This is a genomic window from Gemmatimonadota bacterium (genome assembly GCA_041390125.1).
Classification (GTDB): domain Bacteria; phylum Gemmatimonadota; class Gemmatimonadetes; order Longimicrobiales; family Gaopeijiaceae; genus JAGQIF01.
Genome location: JAWKQN010000011.1, coordinates 93,345 through 110,146, shown reverse-complemented (window position 1 = coordinate 110,146; position 16,802 = coordinate 93,345). Strand labels below are relative to the sequence as shown.

General features: G+C 70.6%; 12 protein-coding genes and 1 pseudogene. 4 read left to right on the top strand and 9 right to left on the bottom strand.

Annotated elements, in window-relative coordinates:
• Positions 1-40: 40 nt before the first annotated feature.
• From R3E98_13310 to R3E98_13290, 5 genes are all read right to left on the bottom strand, one after another.
• Positions 41-511 carry a redoxin domain-containing protein gene (locus tag R3E98_13310; GenBank protein ID MEZ4424383.1) on the bottom strand — a complete coding sequence of 157 codons (471 nt, stop codon included), beginning with the start codon at positions 509-511 and terminating at the stop codon, positions 41-43.
• Positions 512-697: 186 nt separating this feature from the next.
• Entirely contained in the window at positions 698-1,207 is a 510-nt protein-coding gene (locus R3E98_13305; GenBank protein MEZ4424382.1) for an acyl-CoA thioesterase, read from the bottom strand.
• The gene (locus R3E98_13300) at positions 1,204-2,700 is read right to left on the bottom strand and encodes a DASS family sodium-coupled anion symporter (GenBank protein ID MEZ4424381.1); all 1,497 of its coding nucleotides are present in this window, start codon (positions 2,698-2,700) and stop codon (positions 1,204-1,206) included. The genes R3E98_13305 and R3E98_13300 overlap by 4 nt, the downstream gene beginning before the upstream one ends.
• 125 nt (positions 2,701-2,825) lie before the next feature.
• Complete coding sequence (locus R3E98_13295; protein ID MEZ4424380.1) at positions 2,826-3,689, bottom strand: alpha/beta fold hydrolase; 864 nt, start codon at positions 3,687-3,689, stop codon at positions 2,826-2,828.
• Entirely contained in the window at positions 3,686-4,042 is a 357-nt protein-coding gene (locus R3E98_13290; protein MEZ4424379.1) for an arsenate reductase family protein, read from the bottom strand. Before R3E98_13290 ends, R3E98_13295 begins: the two co-directional genes overlap by 4 nt.
• A 102-nt stretch (positions 4,043-4,144) precedes the next feature.
• Between R3E98_13290 and R3E98_13285 the strand changes: the two genes are divergently transcribed.
• The 3 genes from R3E98_13285 to R3E98_13275 all read left to right on the top strand — a co-directional run bounded on the left by R3E98_13285 (position 4,145) and on the right by R3E98_13275 (position 8,814).
• Positions 4,145-4,645 carry a BLUF domain-containing protein gene (locus R3E98_13285; GenBank protein ID MEZ4424378.1) on the top strand — a complete coding sequence of 167 codons (501 nt, stop codon included), beginning with the start codon at positions 4,145-4,147 and terminating at the stop codon, positions 4,643-4,645.
• Between the two features lie 187 nt (positions 4,646-4,832).
• Positions 4,833-7,367, top strand: coding sequence for a penicillin acylase family protein (locus R3E98_13280; protein MEZ4424377.1), 2,535 nt, complete (start codon positions 4,833-4,835; stop codon positions 7,365-7,367).
• Positions 7,368-7,599: 232 nt separating this feature from the next.
• Complete coding sequence (locus tag R3E98_13275) at positions 7,600-8,814, top strand: hypothetical protein (GenBank protein ID MEZ4424376.1); 1,215 nt, start codon at positions 7,600-7,602, stop codon at positions 8,812-8,814.
• A gap of 145 nt (positions 8,815-8,959) precedes the next feature.
• Here the strand turns inward: R3E98_13275 and R3E98_13270 are convergent, their stop codons facing one another.
• From R3E98_13270 to R3E98_13255, 4 genes are all read right to left on the bottom strand, one after another.
• Entirely contained in the window at positions 8,960-11,215 is a 2,256-nt protein-coding gene (locus tag R3E98_13270; GenBank protein MEZ4424375.1) for a TonB-dependent receptor, read from the bottom strand.
• Between the two features lie 106 nt (positions 11,216-11,321).
• A complete protein-coding gene (locus R3E98_13265; GenBank protein MEZ4424374.1) occupies positions 11,322-11,690 on the bottom strand; it encodes a hypothetical protein in 369 nt (122 codons plus the stop codon).
• 118 nt (positions 11,691-11,808) lie between these two features.
• The gene (locus R3E98_13260) at positions 11,809-13,179 is read right to left on the bottom strand and encodes an amidohydrolase family protein (GenBank protein MEZ4424373.1); all 1,371 of its coding nucleotides are present in this window, start codon (positions 13,177-13,179) and stop codon (positions 11,809-11,811) included.
• A 2-nt stretch (positions 13,180-13,181) separates the two neighbouring features.
• On the bottom strand, positions 13,182-16,172 hold the full coding sequence (locus tag R3E98_13255) for an amidohydrolase family protein (GenBank protein ID MEZ4424372.1): 2,991 nt from the start codon (positions 16,170-16,172) through the stop codon (positions 13,182-13,184).
• A gap of 473 nt (positions 16,173-16,645) precedes the next feature.
• On the opposite strand from R3E98_13255, the pseudogene R3E98_13250 reads away from it, so the two are divergent.
• Positions 16,646-16,735: pseudogene (locus tag R3E98_13250) on the top strand (hypothetical protein).
• The last annotated feature ends 67 nt before the right edge of the window (positions 16,736-16,802 follow it).

The window sequence follows — 16,802 nt, the reverse complement described above, 5'->3', positions numbered from 1 at the left end:
GGGCAGGCGCGGGACCGCCCGCGCCGCCCTGCCCACGCCGTCAGCGCAGCGCGGCCACCGCCTCGGCGATCTCGTCGAACGGCGGCATGATGGACGAATCCTCCTCCATCCATGCGTAGCGGATGATCCCGTCCCGGTCGACGACGAACGCGGAGCGCTTGGAGACGCCCCTCATCCCGAAGAAGTCGTCGTAGAGCACGCCGTAGGCCGTGCTCACGTCCTTGTTGAAGTCCGACAGGATGGGGAACGCCGCGCCCGTCTCCTCCGCGAACTTCGCGTTGACCCACGGCGAATCGATGCTGATCCCGAGGATCTCGGCGTTCAGGCCGGTCCAGCGCGAGTAGTCCTCCGCCACCTGACACATCTCGGCCGTGCAGACGCCGGAGAACGCCAGGGGAAAGAACAACAGGACCACGGTGCGCTCACCGCGGAAGTCGGACAACCGGACGGGCGCTTCGCGCACGCGGCGGGTCAAGGAGAAGTCGGGTGCTTCGGTGCCCACGGACAGCATGTGGCGGGATTCCTTTCGTGTAGGGGTTGGATCGTGCCGGGCAGTCGCGGAAACGGTTCCGACCTCGAGGCCTTTCGCACGCGTTCGCACCCGATCGAGGGGTCGCTGCCGTCGGACGCGCAGGGGGATCGGCGGCGACGGACGCACGCCGACCCACGCACGAACCCGACGGACGCGCCCGCTCCGTCAATCTTCGCGATGTTCCTCCGCGGCCAACGCCTGCCGTACCTCGCGCCGGCGGCGGGCCTCGGCCCAGCGCTGACGCTCCTCCGGCGTATGGGGCTCCAGAGGGGGTACGGCCTGCGGGCGTCCGTGGTCGTCGATGGCCACGAACGTGAGGAAGCACGTGTTGGTGTGCCGCTTGGAGCCCGTGAGCAGGTTCTCGGCCTCCACACGCACGCCCACCTCCATGGACGAACGGCCTACGTAGTTCACGCGGGCTTTGCACGTCACGAGCTCGCCGGCGTAGATGGGCTCGCGGAAGTCCACCCGGTCGATCGAGACGGTGACACAGGTCTGGCCCGCGTGCCGCATGGCGGCCACCGCGGCCGCCCGGTCTACCATGGACAGGATGGCTCCGCCGAACACGTTGCCCAGGTTGTTCACGTCCTGGGGCATCATCAGCTCGGAGACTTGGGACTCCGATGCCGCGGGGGAGCGTGGCGTGTTGTGCAGCGGGGTCCGCGGGCGGCTCACGGCACGACTCCGGACGGCGTGGCCCATTCCGGCACCGTCGTGGGATCCATGTCGAAGACCACCGGCCCGATCGCATAGAAGAGACTGGCCACGATGACGACTCCGATCAGATTCAGCACGATCCCCGCCCGTGCCATCTCGGCGATGCGGACGCGTTCACTCCCGAACACGATGGCGTTGGGCGGCGTGGCCACCGGCATCATGAACGCACAGGACGCGGAGAGCGTCGCCGGGACCATGAGGAGCAGGGGGTGCAGTCCGGCCGCCACCGACACCGAGGCCAGGATGGGCAGGATCATCTCGGTGGTGGCGAGGTTGGAGGTCAGCTCGGTCAGGAAGGTGATCACCAGGCAGATGAGCAGCACGATCAACAGGGGCGGCGCCTCCGAGAGGCCCGCGAAGCGCCCCCCGATGACGTCGGACAACCCGGTGACGCGGAAGCCGTAGGCCAGCGCGAAGCCGCCGCCGAACAGCAGCACGATGTCCCACGGCAAACGCCGGATGACGGTCGCGTCCAGGATCATGCCCTTGCCTTCGCCCCGGTCCCGGGCCGGGATCAGGAACAGCAGCGCGGACAGGGCGATGGCGACGGTGCCGTCGTCGAAGAGGCTCGGGTCGGGGAAGAACTCGGACCAGCCCGGGATCTCGAGGAACCCCAGGCTGATGCGGACCCGGAACACCCACAGCAGCGCGGTGGTGGCGAAGATCGCCATCACCACCTTCTCCTCGAAGGAAGGGCTTCCCAGCCGCGCCCGCTCGTCGGCGACCACGCTCGGATCGGCATGCACGTGGTCGGGGGTGCGGAAGAACACCCGCGTCAGCACGATCCAGGTCACGAACAGCATCGTGGCCCCGATGGGGAGGCCGAGCAGGAACCACTGGCCGAAGCCGATCGGGGGGGCGTCCGGGTAGGTGACGGCGAAGATGCGCGAGAAGGACAGGTTGGGCGGCGTCCCCACCAGCGTGGAGATCCCGCCCATGGAGCACGCGTAGGCGATGCCCAGCATGACGGCCACGGTGAAGGGGTGCGTGTCCTCCGTGCCGAACGTCTCCTCCATGGTGACCACGATGGCCAGCCCGATGGGGACCATCATGATGGCGGTGGCGGTGTTCGAGATCCACATGGACAGGAAGCCCGCGGCCAGCATGAAGCCCAGCACCAACCGGTTGGGCGTCCCGCCCACGCGCTGGATGATGCCCAGCGCGATCCGGCGGTGCAGGTTCCAGCGCTGCATGGCCAGCGCGATCAGGAAGCCGCCCAGATACAGCACGATGGTGCTGTTGAAGTACTGCGTGGCCGTCTCTCCACCCCCGGAAAGGCCCAGCAGGGGGAAGAGGGCCAACGGGAGCAGCGCGGTGGCGAACAACGGGACCGCGTCGGTGATCCACCAGGTGGCCATGAGCAGCGCCACGGCGGCCATGCGGCTGGCGGCGGGCTGATCGGGCGCCACCTGGACCACCAGCAGCAGGAAGAAGAAGACGGGGCCCAGCACGAGTCCGATCCGACGGAGGCGGTCTCCTCCGCGCGGGGTGTGTTCCAAAGCGGTCCTCCCGGAAAGCGGGTCGCCCGCCAACCTTCACCTCGGCGGCCGGTCCCGAAAGGGGCGGCGGGGGTTCGTCAGAGCGCCGCGCGCGTCACGTCGGCGAGGAGACCCACCACCGCCTGATGCACCGGAGGGCGCTCCAGCAGGCCCATGTGATCCGCATCCTCGATCCGGAGCACGGGAAGATCCAGGATGCGCGCGAGCCGCTCCGCGTGCTCCGGAGGCACCCGCCGGTCCTGACCTCCCTGCACGATCACGGTGGGCACGCCCACGTCGCCCAGCCGGCTCTCGGGCCTCAGGCGCAGGCCCGGCTCCCCGGTCTGGAGGCGCCAGAACGGCACCAGGAGGGGGATCAGGAACTGGCCGGGCAGGCCCTTGTCCCGCATCCACCCCCGGGTGACCTCCAGCACGTCCGCGGGGCAGGCCAGGAGGGCCAGACCCTGGACGGGGTGGCCGTCGGCGGCGACCAGCGCAGCGGCCGCGGCCCCCATGGAGTGGCCCACCAGGACGGTCGGGCGGCCGGGATGGCGCTCCCCGGCGTGGCGGACGGCCGCCGCGACGTCGTCCCGGTAGTGCCGGACCGTGCACACCGGGGTCGGGTCGCTCCGGCCGTGGGCGCGCACGTCGAAGGCCAGCACGGGGTGACCGGCCTCGGCCAGCGCGGCCGCCAGCGGGAGCATCATCCCGGCATTGGCGGTCCAGCCGTGCGTCAGGACGGCCAGGGCGTCGCGGGCCGGCCCCACCGGCTCGATCCACCAGCCCCGCAGCGTCAGCTCCCCGGAGGCGAACTCCACGTCCTCGTGCTGCAGTCCCAGGTCGGTGGGGGTCCGCTCCACGGGCCGGGAGGGCGGCCGCAGCGTGGCCAGGGCCACCCGGTTGAGCGCCCACGCGCCACCGCCCAGGGTGCCCACGACCGCGCCCGTGAGCGGCAGGATCATGCGCGCGCGTCCTCCACCCAGGCCTTCCACTCGCGGGGCGCATCGCCCACGGTCAGCCGGTTCTGGTTGCGCACCAGGGGCTGCTTCAACAACAGCGGCTCGTCCACCAGCCGCTCCAGCCAGCGCTCATCGGAGTAGGCGGCCGACCCCAGGCCCAACTCGGAGAAGCGCTTGGACCCCTCGTCCACCAGCGCCCGGGCTCCGAACTTCTGGGCGAAGCGGGAGAGCTCTCCCTTCGAGGGCCCCTTCACGGCGAAGTCCACGAAGTGCACGGCGATCCGCCGGTCGGAGAAGAACCGCAGCGCGGCCCGGGTCTCCTTGCTCTTCTTCGTGCCGAAGATCTGGATGTTCATGGGTCCGGGGTCGAGGGATCCTGCCTTCCAGTATCGACGGGCCGGGCGGGCGTCGGAAGGGCATGGATCAAGCCGTCGGGCCGGCGAGCCGATACTCCGGGTATGGACGCGCAGCCCGATCCCACGGGTCCGGCCATCCCCCACGCGGCTGATGGTCCCCCTGAGACCCTTCTTCAGCTCGTCTACGTGAGCGCTGCGCGGCAGCACTTCGAGCAGTCCGAGCTCGAGACCCTGCTGGAGGGGGCGCGCGCCACCAACACCCGCCTGGGGGTGACGGGTCTGCTCCTGTTCCACGAAGGCTCGTTCATCCAGGTGCTGGAGGGCCCGCCGGACGTGGTGGAGGCGCTGTATGCGCGGATCGAGACGGACCCGCGCCATGGCGGGGCCCTGGTCCTCAGCCGCGGCCTGGTGGAGGAGCGCTCGTTCGGCGAGTGGCGCATGGGTTTCGTGCGTCCGGACCCGTCCCTGTACGCCCGCCTGGGAGGGCTGAGCGACTTCCTGCGGACGGGGCAAGCGGACGAGAGCACGTCCGAACGGGTGCTTCGCATCCTGCTCCAGTTCCGCGAGGGCCGCTGGCGGCGGTACGTGAACGGAGGCCGCTGAGGCGTCCTCGCTCTGGCGGCGCTACGTGACCGGAGGCGGCTCAGGGGTCCTCACGCCGCCGTCGCGCGATCGGCGTCGCCGGCAGCCTCCCGCACCTGCGCCTCTCCCGCGCGCCGCCTCCGCTGGCCGCCCGCCCGCTTCCCGCCCATGATGGTCGGCATCGTCGACCGCCTGCAGGGGAAGCCTCATGCGCCGCCTCGTCCCAGCCCTCCTCCTCACCCTGATCTGCGTCCCCGCGCCCGCGCTCCGGGCGCAGGCCCCGTCGGCCGCGCAGACCCTCCGCGCCGAGGGGCTCACGGCGCCGGTCGAGATCCTGCGCGACCGGTGGGGCATCAACCACATCTATGCGGAGAACCAGGCGGACCTGTTCTTCGCCCAGGGCTACGCGGCCGCACGTGACCGGCTCTTCCAGTTCGAGCTCTGGCGCCGGCAGGCCACGGGCACGGTGGCTGAGATCCTGGGCCCGGACGAGGTGGACCGGGACCGCGGCACGCGGCTGTTCCTGTTCCGGGGCGACCTGGAGCGGGAGCTCGCCTACTACCACCCGGACGGCGTGGAGATCTTCGAAGCCTACGTGGCCGGGGTGAACGCCTGGATCGCCGAGACGGAGCGCGATCCCTCCCTGCTGCCCATCGAGTTCGAGCTGCTGGGCATCGAGCCCGGCCGCTGGACCCCCGACGTGGTGATCTCCCGCCACCAGGGCCTGCTGGGCAACATCGGCGCGGAGCTCAGCTACGGTCGGGCGGTGCACGCGATCGGCGCGGACCGGGTGCGGGCGCTCGAGTACTTCCACCCCGTCCAGCCCGGAGATCCGGACCTCACGCTCGATCCCGCGATCGACGGGTCGCTGCTCTCCCAGGACATCCTGCGCCTCTACAACGCGTTTCGGCGCGGCGTGCAGTTCCGGCCCGAGCACATCGTGGATCCCGCGCTGCGCAACCGGGCGGACGCGGACGCCGAGGACGGGTTCGAGCAGCTCGCGGCCGTGCAGAGCGCCGAGCGCCTGCACCTGGAGACCGAGGCGCGGGCCGACATCGGCAGCAACAACTGGATCGTGGACGGCACGCGCAGCCTGTCCGGCTTCCCCATGATGGCCAACGATCCGCACCGCGCGCAGGGCGCGCCGTCGCTCCGGTACTGGGTACACCTGGTGGCGCCGGGCTGGGACGTGATCGGCGGCGGGGAGCCTACCATCCCGGGCGTGTCCATCGGCCACAACCAGCACGGCGCCTGGGGTCTGACCGTCTTCAGCACGGACGGCGAGGATCTCTACGTCTACGAAACCAACCCGTCCGATCCGGATCAGTACCGCTATCAGGGCCGCTGGGAGGACATGCGCGTCATCGTGGACACCATCCGCGTGAAGGGCGCCGCTCCTGAAGTGGTGGAGCTCAAGTACACGCGGCACGGCCCGGTGGTGCATGAAGACCCCTCCAACCAGGTCGCGTACGCGGTGCGCGCCGCCTGGATGGAGATCGGCGGCGCCCCGTACATGGCCAGCCTGCGCATGGACCAGGCCCGCACGTGGGAGGAGTTCGTCGAAGCCAGCAACTACCTGAACATCCCGGGCGAGAATATGATCTGGGCCGGGCGCGACGGCACCATCGGCTGGCAGGCGGTGGGGATCGCGCCCATCCGCCGCACGTGGAGCGGGCTGGTGCCCGTCCCCGGAGACGGCCGCTACGAGTGGGACGGCTATCTGCCCATCAAGTCCAAACCGCACGTCGTCAATCCACCGGAGGGCTACTTCGGCACCGCCAACTCCAACCTCACGGCGCTCGACTATCCGCATCGGCGCGAGGCGATCGGCTGGGAGTGGGCCGATCCCTTCCGCTGGGCGCGCGTGAACGAGGTGTTGGACGGCGGACGCAAGTTCTCCATCGGCGACATGATGCTCCTGCAGACGGACTACACGTCGATCCCGGCGCGTACGCTGGTGCCGCTGCTGCGCGAGGTGTCCTCCAGCAACGCCACGGCCGAGACGGCCCGCCGGATGCTGCTCAACTGGGGATCGAGCACCACGCGGGATCCCGAATCCACCGGTCCGTTCGTGCTCGATCCCACGTCCATCGAGGCGGGCATCTACGTGGCCTGGGAGCGTGCGCTGCGTGACGCCGTGCGAGAGGTCATGACACGGCCGGCGGAGCGCGAGCACGTGGGCTCGCTTTCGCTCAAACGCACCATCGACTGGCTGATCGCGCCTCCGGGCGAGTTCGGCCGCAGGGACCCGGCCGTCGCGGCCGGTCGCACCGGGATGGGGGATCCGATCGCGGGCCGGGACGCGGTGCTCGTGGGCGCGCTGGAGGAGGCCGTCGCCAGCCTGCGCAACACGCTCGGCTCCGACATGAAGGGATGGCGCTACGGACAGGAGCGCTACAAGCACGCGCTGATCCGCCACCCCCTGTCGGCCGCGGTCAACGCGGACCTGCGCGCGCGCCTGGACGTGGGTCCGGCGCCGCGCGGCGGGGACGGCTCCACGGTGGGCGCCACCGGCGGGGGCAACAACCAGACGTCCGGCGCGTCCTTCCGCATCATCGTGGACACCGAGAACTGGGACAACGCGGTCGGCACCAACACGCCCGGCCAGGCCGGAGACCCCGACGATCCCCACTACCGCGACCTGTTCCCGCTGTGGGCCGCGGACCGCTACTTCCCGGTGGCCTACAGCCGGGAGCGCGTGGAGTCGGTGACGGAGCGCCGGGAGCGGTTGGTGCCACGCTGAGTTGGGTCTGCGCGCCGTCCGGCGAGCCCGATGCCGCCCCGCCGCCCGCGGCCGGGCGCCGCCCTACCTACGGGCGGGTTCCGCACCCGACACCGTGACGCAACGCGTCGGTCCGGGACCCGCAACGGTCACGGCCATGTGACCTGGACGTCACACACGCCCCGCACGTTGTCCTCCGAGTGGCGGCGAGCCCGAACCCGGGCGCCGCCTTCCCCTGCCTCGGAGATCCGCCATGCGACGTTCCGCTCTCGCCTGCCTGACCCTCGTCGCGCTCGCCGCCTGTTCGGACGAGATGTCCTCTCCCTCCGCGCTCGACTCGGCCCCCGCGCTCGAGTCGTCCGCCAGCTCCGTGGTGAGGGTGGTGGACGCGGACGAAGCGTCGTTGCGTGACGCGCTGGCCCAGGCCAGCGTGGATGCCGGCATCACGCGCATTCGCATCAAGGGGCCCGACCTCATCGCGGTGAGCGAGTCACTCGTCTTCACCGGCACCCAGGCGCTCGAGATCGTGGGGGATGGGGTGATCCTGGACGGGACCGGCTCCACCGGGGACGGGCTGGTCTTCACGGGCGGCGGCGACGTGCGCCTCCGCAAGCTCACCGTGCAGAACTTCCCCGGCACCGGTGTCGTGGTGGCGATCCCCGCCGCCGCCACCGGCACCGTGCATGTGGACGTGCGGGACGTGCAGATCCTGGACAACGGGCTGCACGGTCTGTGGGTGGATGATCAGCTCACCAACTCCGATGCCAGCCTGGACGTGGAGGTGCTGCGCTCGGCGGTGCTGCGCAACGGATTCGGCGGCGTGAGCGACTTCGACGGCATCCGCGTGAACGAAGGCGGAGTGGGCAGCATCACCTACCGGATGCGGAACTCGGACGCCAACGAGAACGGTGCGGACGGGCTGGAGTTGGACGAGACCGGCGACGGCGACGTGCTCTTCGACATCGCCCAGAGCCATCTGGATCGCAACGGCCCGCAGGACCCGAACGACCTGGATGACGGCTTCGATGCGGACGAGATCGGTGCGGGCAGCCTGCGCGGGCGGATCGTCCAGACCACGCTGAACGGCAACTACGATCAGGGCCTCGACCTCGACGAGGACGACGACGGCGACATCGACGTGGAGCTGCGCAACGTCACGGCGATCGGAAACATCGGCGAGAACGTGAAGTTCTCGGAGACCGGCACCGGCAGCATCCTTACGCGGATGGTGCTCGTGGATGGATCGGGCAGCGTGGAGGAAGAGGGCATGGTCCTGGAAGAGGAGGATGATGGGGATCTGCACGCCCGGATCACCCGCTCCGAGTTCAGCAACAATGACAAGGAGGGCGTCCAGCTCGATCAGTTGGATGCCGGCATGGGCGAGGCGACCCTGATCCGCGTGGAGCTGAAGAACAACGGCGGCGGTCCGCTGGACACGGATGGGGTGAGCGTCACGCAGAAGCCCTGAGCGGCGAACGGGGGGGCGACGCTTCTTCTCCGTCGTCATCGCAGCGAGAAGCGGGGCCCGGTCCGATTGGACCGGGCCCCGCGTGTCTCCCACCGCGGGCCTGCGAGCAGGAGCGGAGCCGGCGTCTACCGGCCGGCTCGGCCCCTCAGAACGACAACCGGTACGCCAACCGCACCTCGCGGCCCGGCATCGGGGCCAGGTCCTTGAGCAGCGACGTATGCACGCGCGCCTCCTCGTCCGTCAGGTTGCTCGCGCTGAGCGTGAGGTCGTGGGCCACGGCGCCCTGGATCAGCCGATACGAAACCGAGCCGTCCAGCAGCGTGTAGCCGTCCGTCTCCGTCTCGAACGCCGCCACGCGGTCCTGGCGTGCGACGTGGCGCGCCTCCAAGCCGGCGCGCAGCGGGCCTGCGTCGAACTCGAAGCCGCCGCGGAGCGACAGCGGCGGGATGCGCGGTAGCGGCTGATCCGTCTCAGTGAGGGTGGCCCGCACGTAGTCGGCCCCGAAGAGCAGCGCCAGATGCTGCGCGCCGACGTGGTACAGCTCGATGTTGCCGTCCAGCTCGAAGCCGACGTACCGGGCATCGGCCTGCGAATACACCACCTCCTGCAGGCCGTCCACCTCCACGCCGGTGAAGCGCGGGAAGATGAACCCGTTGAACGCGTTGACGAACCCCGTGAGACCGCCCTGCACCCGCCCCATGGTCAGCCGCGCGGACGCGTCCAGGCTGAGCGCGGTCTCGGTGTCCAGATCCGGATTGCCCACCTCGAACGAGCTCGTGGCCAGGTGCGGTCCGTTCGAGTACAGCTCTTCGGGCGTCGGCATCTTCACCGAGCGCGATGCCGACAGCGCCAGCGTCAGCCGTTCGCCCACCGGCACGTTGAGCCCCGCGGAGAGCGACAATCCGTTGTGGACGCGCTCCGTGTCGTCTGCACGCTCGGTGGAGCGCTGACGCTCGAAGCGGGCGCCGAGCTGCACGCGCGCCGCGTCGAGATCCATCTCCTCGAATGCGAAGAACCCGAACTGCGTGGTCTCCGAGCGCGGGACGAAGGCCTCCTCGCCGATCGCCTCGAAGTCGCGGCTGGAGAACTGGAGCCCCATGGCACCGCGGGACGGCCCGAACTCACGGTGGTGTGCCTCCAGGCGACCCTCCCACTGGTTGTTCAGGAACCGGGTGCCGACATCCTCGCCCTCCAGCTCCACGTGCTCGTAGTCGGCCAACCCGAAGCGGGCGCGCAGGTGCTCGACCGCGCGGCCCATCCGCAACGATCCGCCCATGTCCAACCGGCGCTGCTGCAGGTCGATCCGGACGGGCGCCTCCTCTTCCTCCTCACCCGGGAGCGGCTCCTCGGCGCCCTCTTCGTGATGATGGCCGGGCACGCCGTACTTCGAATCGTACCCACCCACGGAGAGGCCGAAGTAGCCCTGCTCACCCACCAGGGACGCGCCCACCGCGCCGCTCGTGGTCTCGAGCGAGGAGTTCTCGAGCACCCCCGACTCCTCACCCGGATCGGGATCGATCTCGGCGAAGCCCGGGATGGTGTAGTCGCCCGTGGTGCGCCGTTGGCCGCTCACGTGGAAGGCCAGCCCGCGGAGGTGGCCGTTGACCGCGCCCGACACGTTGCGCTCGTCGGCCACCGTACCTCCCAGGGCCTGCAGGTAGCCGCCCACCGGGGAGCCGCCCACCTCGGTCGGGATACGCTCGTCCACGACGTTGACCACGCCGCCGATCGCGGAGCTGCCGTAGAGGAGTGTGGCCGGTCCGCGCACGACCTCGATCTGGCTCGCGGAGCCCGGGTCGATGGAGACAGCGTGGTCGGGGCTGGTGTTGGACGCGTCGCCCACGCCCACACCGCTTTCGAGGATGCGCACGCGATCGCCCCCCAACCCGCGGATGAGGGGACGGCTCGCGCCGGGCCCGAAGTAGGTGCTGCTGACACCGGGCTCGCCGGCGAGCGTCTCGCCCAGGGTGGGCTCGGCCTTGCGCGCGAGCTCGCGGCCGCCGAGCACGTCCGCGGCCTGATACAACTCGGAGGTGCGGAGCGCTTCCGGACCGGCCGTGACCACCAGCGCCTCCATGTGGTACAGCGGGTCCAGCGTGAGCGTGACCTCGACGGTGCCACCGGCCGTGACCTGGACGCGCGTCAGCGCACCCGCGCCCGCGACGCTCTCGGCCTCGACCAGGTAGGCGCCCGTGGGCACCCGTTCGAAGACGAAGGTGCCGTCGGGGTTGGCCTCCAGGGCGCGGCCCAGCGTGACGATGTGGACGTGGGCGGCGGGCGCGGGCTCGCCGGCCGACGTGACGACCCGGCCGCGGATGGTGCCGGTCTGGGCCGCGAGGGGCGTGAGGGCCGCGGTGCCGGCGATCAGTGCCAGCAGCAAGGCCCGAACGAATCGGTTCATGACAACTCCCCCACGCACGGCCGCGCGCGGACGCGCGGGCTGGCGATGGTTGCTCAGGGATCGACGTGTGGACGGAAATCCCGGGCGGACGGCCCGGGCAGGTCGATCAGGCGTGGGGTGGTGCGCGCGCGCCGTGGAGGGGGGCCGGATCGGCGTACGCCGGAGCGGCCGCCGGTGCGCCGAGCAGCCGGGCCCGCGACTCCGGAGCCAGGGGCTCCTGGGGCGCCAGACCCGGCAGATGAAGCGCCATGGTCCGCCCCACCACGCACAGGAAGTGGTTGTGGGCGGGGGCGCAGGTGGGGTCGCCCTCCACCTCCAGGTGGGCCCGGGGCGCCTCGCGGGCCTCCAGGCGTGCCTCGGCCAGCGGCCCGGCGGCGCCCAGGACCAGGTGGAGCAGCAGGAGCAGGCGCGCGGCGTGACCCTGGATGCCGGTCAGACCGGCATCGGATCGGGCGCGCAACGCGGCTCTGTCCATGGGCAGCTCCCGGGCTGGAGCGGATTCGGGCGAACCCTGGAATCTCCCCGGCTCGGCGGGGGCAGGGCAAGGGGGGGCGGGCGGGGGATCCCCGCCCGCCCCGCTCCCGGCCTCGCAGCTACATGGTCAGGCGCCGGAGCTGGAGCACCTTGGCCATGTACTTCTCGAAGAAGAACTTCTGGATGTCCATCATGTCGATCTCGCGGCCCTGGATGTAGGCCTGCTCGATATCGCTGGTCATGTCCAGCGGGGTGCCCGTGGTGATGAGCAGCGTGGCCTGCTTCCCTGGCTCCAGGGAGCCCACCTTGTCGGAGATCCCCATGAACTGGGCGGCGTTGATGGTCACGGCCTTCAACGCCTCCTCCTCGGGCAGCCCGAACGCCACCGCCACACCGGCCTCCCACGGGAGGCGGTTCGAGTAGAGCGCGCCGGCACCGCCGGAGATCGCGAACTTCACGCCAGCCTCATGCAGCTGCGCCGGACGGCGGTAGGCGCCGTCGTAGCCGTCGTAGTCGCGCTCAGGCGCCGCCATCGTGGACGTGAGGATCACCGGGATGTCGTTGGCCACCAGCCGGTCGGCCACATGGATCGCGTCGCGACCGCCGCGGATGACGATCTGGATGCCCTCCTCCTCGGCCCAGGTGATGGCGTCGTTGATCTGCGCCACGCCGTCCGCGGCCACGATCACCGGGATCTCCCCGTCCAGCGCGGGGATCATCGCGCCGTAGCGCGAGTCGCTGCGCACCTCCTCCCCGGCCGCCACGGCGTCCCGGTAGGCGCGCGCCTCCGCGAAGAAGTCCTTGATCTGCTGGACCTGCTCCTCGTAGCTCGGCGGGTCCTCCTGCGGGCCGCCGAATCCGCCGAAGCGCCGGCGACGCGGATGCGGATCCGGCCAGTTCACGTTGAGCGCCGCGGAGGATTCCATCGACATCTCCTCCCACGTCCACCCCTCGAGGCTCATCGCGGACGACATGCCGGAGATGAGCCCGCCGCCGGGCGTGGTCATGGCCACGAGCACACCCGCGGAACGGGTGGTCCCGATGTGGCGGCTCTCGGCGTTGACCGCCACGTCCGCGTGCACGTTCGGGTTGAAGTCACCGAGCTCGTTGACGTCGTTGGAGACGTCCACCGCGCCGATCTCGCTGATGCCCACCGTGCTGTAGGCGTCCACGAGGCCCGGGTAGATGTGCTTGCCGGCCGCGTCCACCACACGTGCCCCGGCCGGGATCTGGACCTGCCCGGCGGCGCCCACGGCCGTGATCAGGCCGTTCTCGAAGACGATCACGCCGTTCTCGATCACCCCGTTGGTCACGGTGTGGATCGTCGCGCCCTGGAGCGCGATCGGCTCCGACTGCGGCGGCACCGTCATCCGCACCTGCGCCGCCGAGGGCGCCGGTGCGAACGTCAGCGACAGCGCCGCGGCCAGCGTCAGGGCACCCAGGCTCGTGCGCACGGGGTTGCTCATGCGGCCTCGCATCGTCGTGGTCATGGTCAGTTCCTCCCCCGCCGCGCGCCTGCGGCGTTCCCGTTCCCGTTCCCCTGTACCGCCAGGATGGCCTGGATCAGTTGGGTGCGCTCGCGCTGGATCTGTTCGCGCATCGCCTCGTCCTCCTCCAGCGAGAAGTACCGGCGCCCATCGATCCAGGTCTGCTCGGCCCGCGTGAACTGCGAGAGCGGATCGCCGCTCCAGATCACGAAGTCCCCGTCCTTCCCGGGCTCCAGCGAGCCCACCTTGTCGTCGATGGCCACGGCCTTGGCGGCCTGGTTGGTGACGGTGGACAACGCCTGCTCTTCGCCCACGCCGGTGCGCAGCAGCTTGCCCGCCTCCCAGTTCATGCGGCTGGCGATCTCGGCGTCGTCGGAGTGCAGGGACGTGACCACCCCCGCCTCCATCAGGATGCGCGCGTTGTACGCCGTGGCGTCGTAGGCCTCCATCTTGAACGCGCCCCAGTCGCTCCACACCACGGCGGCCACACCGGATGCGGCCAGCTCGGAGGCGATCTTGTAGGCCTCCACACCATGCTGGAGCGTCTGGACGCGGAAGCCGAACTCCTCGGCCAGTCGAATGAGCGCCAGGAACTCGTCGGCGCGGTACCCGTGGGACGAGATCAGCAACTCCTGGTTCAGGATGTCCAGGATGGCCTCCATGCGGAGGTCACGGCGGGGCGGGATCCCCTCCTGCGTCTCTTCCCACCGCTTCCATTCGCGCTCGTAGTCGCGCGCGGCCATGAAGTGGTCGCGGATGATCTCCTGCACGCCCATGCGGGTGTCGGGGTATCGACCCTGACGCCGCTTCGGGTTCTCTCCCAGCGCGAACTTCACCGTGCGCGGCGCGCCCTGCAGCTTCAGGTCCTCGGGCAACGCACCCCAGCGCATCTTCACGAACACGTTCTCGCCCCCGATGGGGTTGGCGGAGCCGTGCTTGACGTGTGCGGTGGTGAGGCCGCCGGCCAGTTGGCGGTACATCCAGATGTTGTTGTGCGTGAGCACCTCGCCCATCTGCACCTCGGGCACGATCGCGAAGCCGCTCTCGTTGACCGCGCTCACGCCCGAGTGGATGTGCGGGTCGATCAGGCCCGGCGTCACGTGCTTGCCGGACGCGTCGATCTCCACCGCGCCGCGAGGCGCGTTCAGGTCTACACCCACCTCCGCCACCTTGCCCGCGCGGATCAGCAGGTCCGCGTTCTCCATCCGGCCCTGCGGGCCCTGCGTCCAGACGGTGGCATTGCGCACCACCACGGCCGCGGGCTGCTCCGGGATGGACGTGCGGCCGTACTCCATCATCGGCCGGATGAACGGCAGGTCGAGCTGCGGCACGTTCATCGCCACCGTCCCACGGGCCGCGCCCTCGAAGGCGGCCACGCGCGTGCCCTGGAAGGATGGATCGGCTCCGTTGGGGAGCGACGTCCAGCCGAAGAACTCGTCCCCCTGGACCGAGCCGGCCAGGAGCACGGTGCCCTCGTAGCCCAACGGCTCGCCGTCGAAGCGCACCTCGATGCGTCCCGTCTCGGCCACCACGCTGGCGGAGGCCAGGTCGATGCTGGCGCCTTCGCCGCCACCGCTCGCGACGTCGATGCTGCCGCTCAAGCGGTTGAGCGGCCCTTCCAGCCGGAGCTCGGCCTCGAAGCCCCACTCGTCGTCGGAGGCGATCCGCCACGTCCCGCGCGGATCCACCTGCGCGGGTCGGGTCACGCCGTACACGCGTCCCTGCACCCACACGTCGCGGACGGTGGCCTCCTCCGTGAAGAGGTCGCCTTCGCTGACGACCAGGTTGGCGACCTTGCCGCGCTCGATGGTGCCATGCGTGCGCTCGAGGCCCAGCCAGCCCGCGGGCGTGGTGGTCAGGGCCGCCAGCGCGGCCTCGGTGGACAGACCCCGCGCGACCGCGATGCGCAGGTTGGGCAGGAACTGGTTGAGCGAGGACAGTCCGTCCGACGTGATGGCGAAGCGGATGCCGGCTCGCGCGAGCTGGCCCGGGCTCGTGGGCGCGAGATACCAGTGGCGCAGCTCGCCCAGGCTGGCGTTCAGCGCCGCTTCCGGATCGTCGACGTCGGGCGCGTCCGGGAAGGCCAGCGGGACGATGAGCGGCTCGCTCCGGCCCGTGAGCACATCCAGGATGCGGTACTCCTGGCCGCTGCCCCGGTACCAGGCGTCCAGCTTGAACTCGCTCGCCAGCCTCTGCGCCCGCAGGTACTCCTCCTCACTCCCGACCTCGAAGAGCACCGGCTGCTCGCTCTGGACCACGGGCTCCAGGGCGGCCAGCGCCTCGCTGGTCTCGGGCGGCAGGAAGGCCCGTCCGCTCTGCTCGTAGGCGTCCCAGGCGCGGATGTACCAGTCCGCGTCCATGAACGTCTGCTCCATCAGGGCGATGACGCCCATCGCGGAGTTCGGGTAGGACCCGCCGAGCGCGAAGGAGCGCTCGAACCCGATCGACTGGACCAGGTTGGGGCGCAGCACGCGGTCCCGGACCCCGGCGTCCCCGAGGTTCACCACCGAGGCCGTGCCGCGGAAGATCCCCTGCTTGGGCACCGCCAGGGCGGTGCCGAAGCCCTGCGAGCGCAGCGCCGAGCGCCGGTCGGCGTCGTCCTGGAGGTTGGCCGTGGTGCTGAACCAGGCCCGCACCTGGGGATTCCAGTGCGTGGGGCCCACGTCCCCGCCTTCGGGCACGTCGTCCATGCCCAGGTCGGCGTGGGCGTCGATGAAGCCCGGATAGACGGTCAGGCCGCTCAGGTCCCAGACCCGGGCGCCGGCGGGCGCCTGGACGTTCCGGCCCACCTGCTGGATGAGGCCGTCCCGGATGACGATGGTGGCGTTGTCCAGGACCTGGCCCGGGGCCGTGACGACCCGGGCGCCCACCAGGGCGTGGTAGCCGGTCCCGTTGTCGCGGAGGCCCGTGACGGGCTCCGTACGGGTGGCCTGCTGGGCCCCGAGCCCACCCGCCAGGGCGAGGGTGAGGCCGAGAACGGTAACAGTAGCTCGCACGAGGTCCCCCAGGATGGTGAAGGGAAGGAGCGCGCACAGGTGTCGCGTGTGTCGCCGGGGCCCCGGCGTTCGCCGGCGGGCCGCGGGGGAGACCATGACTATATCGCGTGTGGGGGGCTGGTCGGCGACGGGTGGGGGGGGGGCGGGGGGTCGGCTGACCCGGGTCGGGCTCCGGGTGGGAGATGAAGCGATCGCTTCATCTTGGGGAAGTCAACAAGCGAATGCTGCGCAGAACTGACTGCAAAGAAGCGATCCTTCGCAACACTTGCCGACACGAAGCGATCGTTTATTCTCGGGTGACCACTGTATTGCGCCTCGATCCGCTCCGCTGGATGATGGCCCGGAAGTCACGGGAACCTACGAACGCAGCACGGTCGCCGGAGAGGCGGTCGACGCCTTCGTGCCTCGTCCGCTCCCCCTCCGACCCCCGCTCCAGCTCGGCGGTGAGCTGGCCCGCCAACTCGCCCGGGCCGATGAGCGTCTGCGCCTGCTGGGTGGCGGGTGATCTGGTCTCCTCCGTCGAGTGGTTCGTCTACGCGTTCGTCCGGAAGGAAGCCGTGCTTTCGGCGCAGATCGAAGGCACGCAGGCGACCCTGGTGGACCTGTTGAGTCGAGGCCTCCGGAGAGGAA

Coding starts and splice junctions, on each gene's coding strand:
- R3E98_13275 (MEZ4424376.1), top strand. CDS start 7,600: ATGCGACGTTCCGCTCTCGCCTGCCTGACCCTCGTCGCGCTCGCCGCC.
- R3E98_13265 (MEZ4424374.1), bottom strand. CDS start 11,690: ATGGACAGAGCCGCGTTGCGCGCCCGATCCGATGCCGGTCTGACCGGC.
- R3E98_13290 (MEZ4424379.1), bottom strand. CDS start 4,042: ATGAACATCCAGATCTTCGGCACGAAGAAGAGCAAGGAGACCCGGGCC.
- R3E98_13270 (MEZ4424375.1), bottom strand. CDS start 11,215: ATGAACCGATTCGTTCGGGCCTTGCTGCTGGCACTGATCGCCGGCACC.
- R3E98_13310 (MEZ4424383.1), bottom strand. CDS start 511: ATGCTGTCCGTGGGCACCGAAGCACCCGACTTCTCCTTGACCCGCCGC.
- R3E98_13260 (MEZ4424373.1), bottom strand. CDS start 13,179: ATGACCACGACGATGCGAGGCCGCATGAGCAACCCCGTGCGCACGAGC.
- R3E98_13280 (MEZ4424377.1), top strand. CDS start 4,833: ATGCGCCGCCTCGTCCCAGCCCTCCTCCTCACCCTGATCTGCGTCCCC.
- R3E98_13295 (MEZ4424380.1), bottom strand. CDS start 3,689: ATGATCCTGCCGCTCACGGGCGCGGTCGTGGGCACCCTGGGCGGTGGC.
- R3E98_13285 (MEZ4424378.1), top strand. CDS start 4,145: ATGGACGCGCAGCCCGATCCCACGGGTCCGGCCATCCCCCACGCGGCT.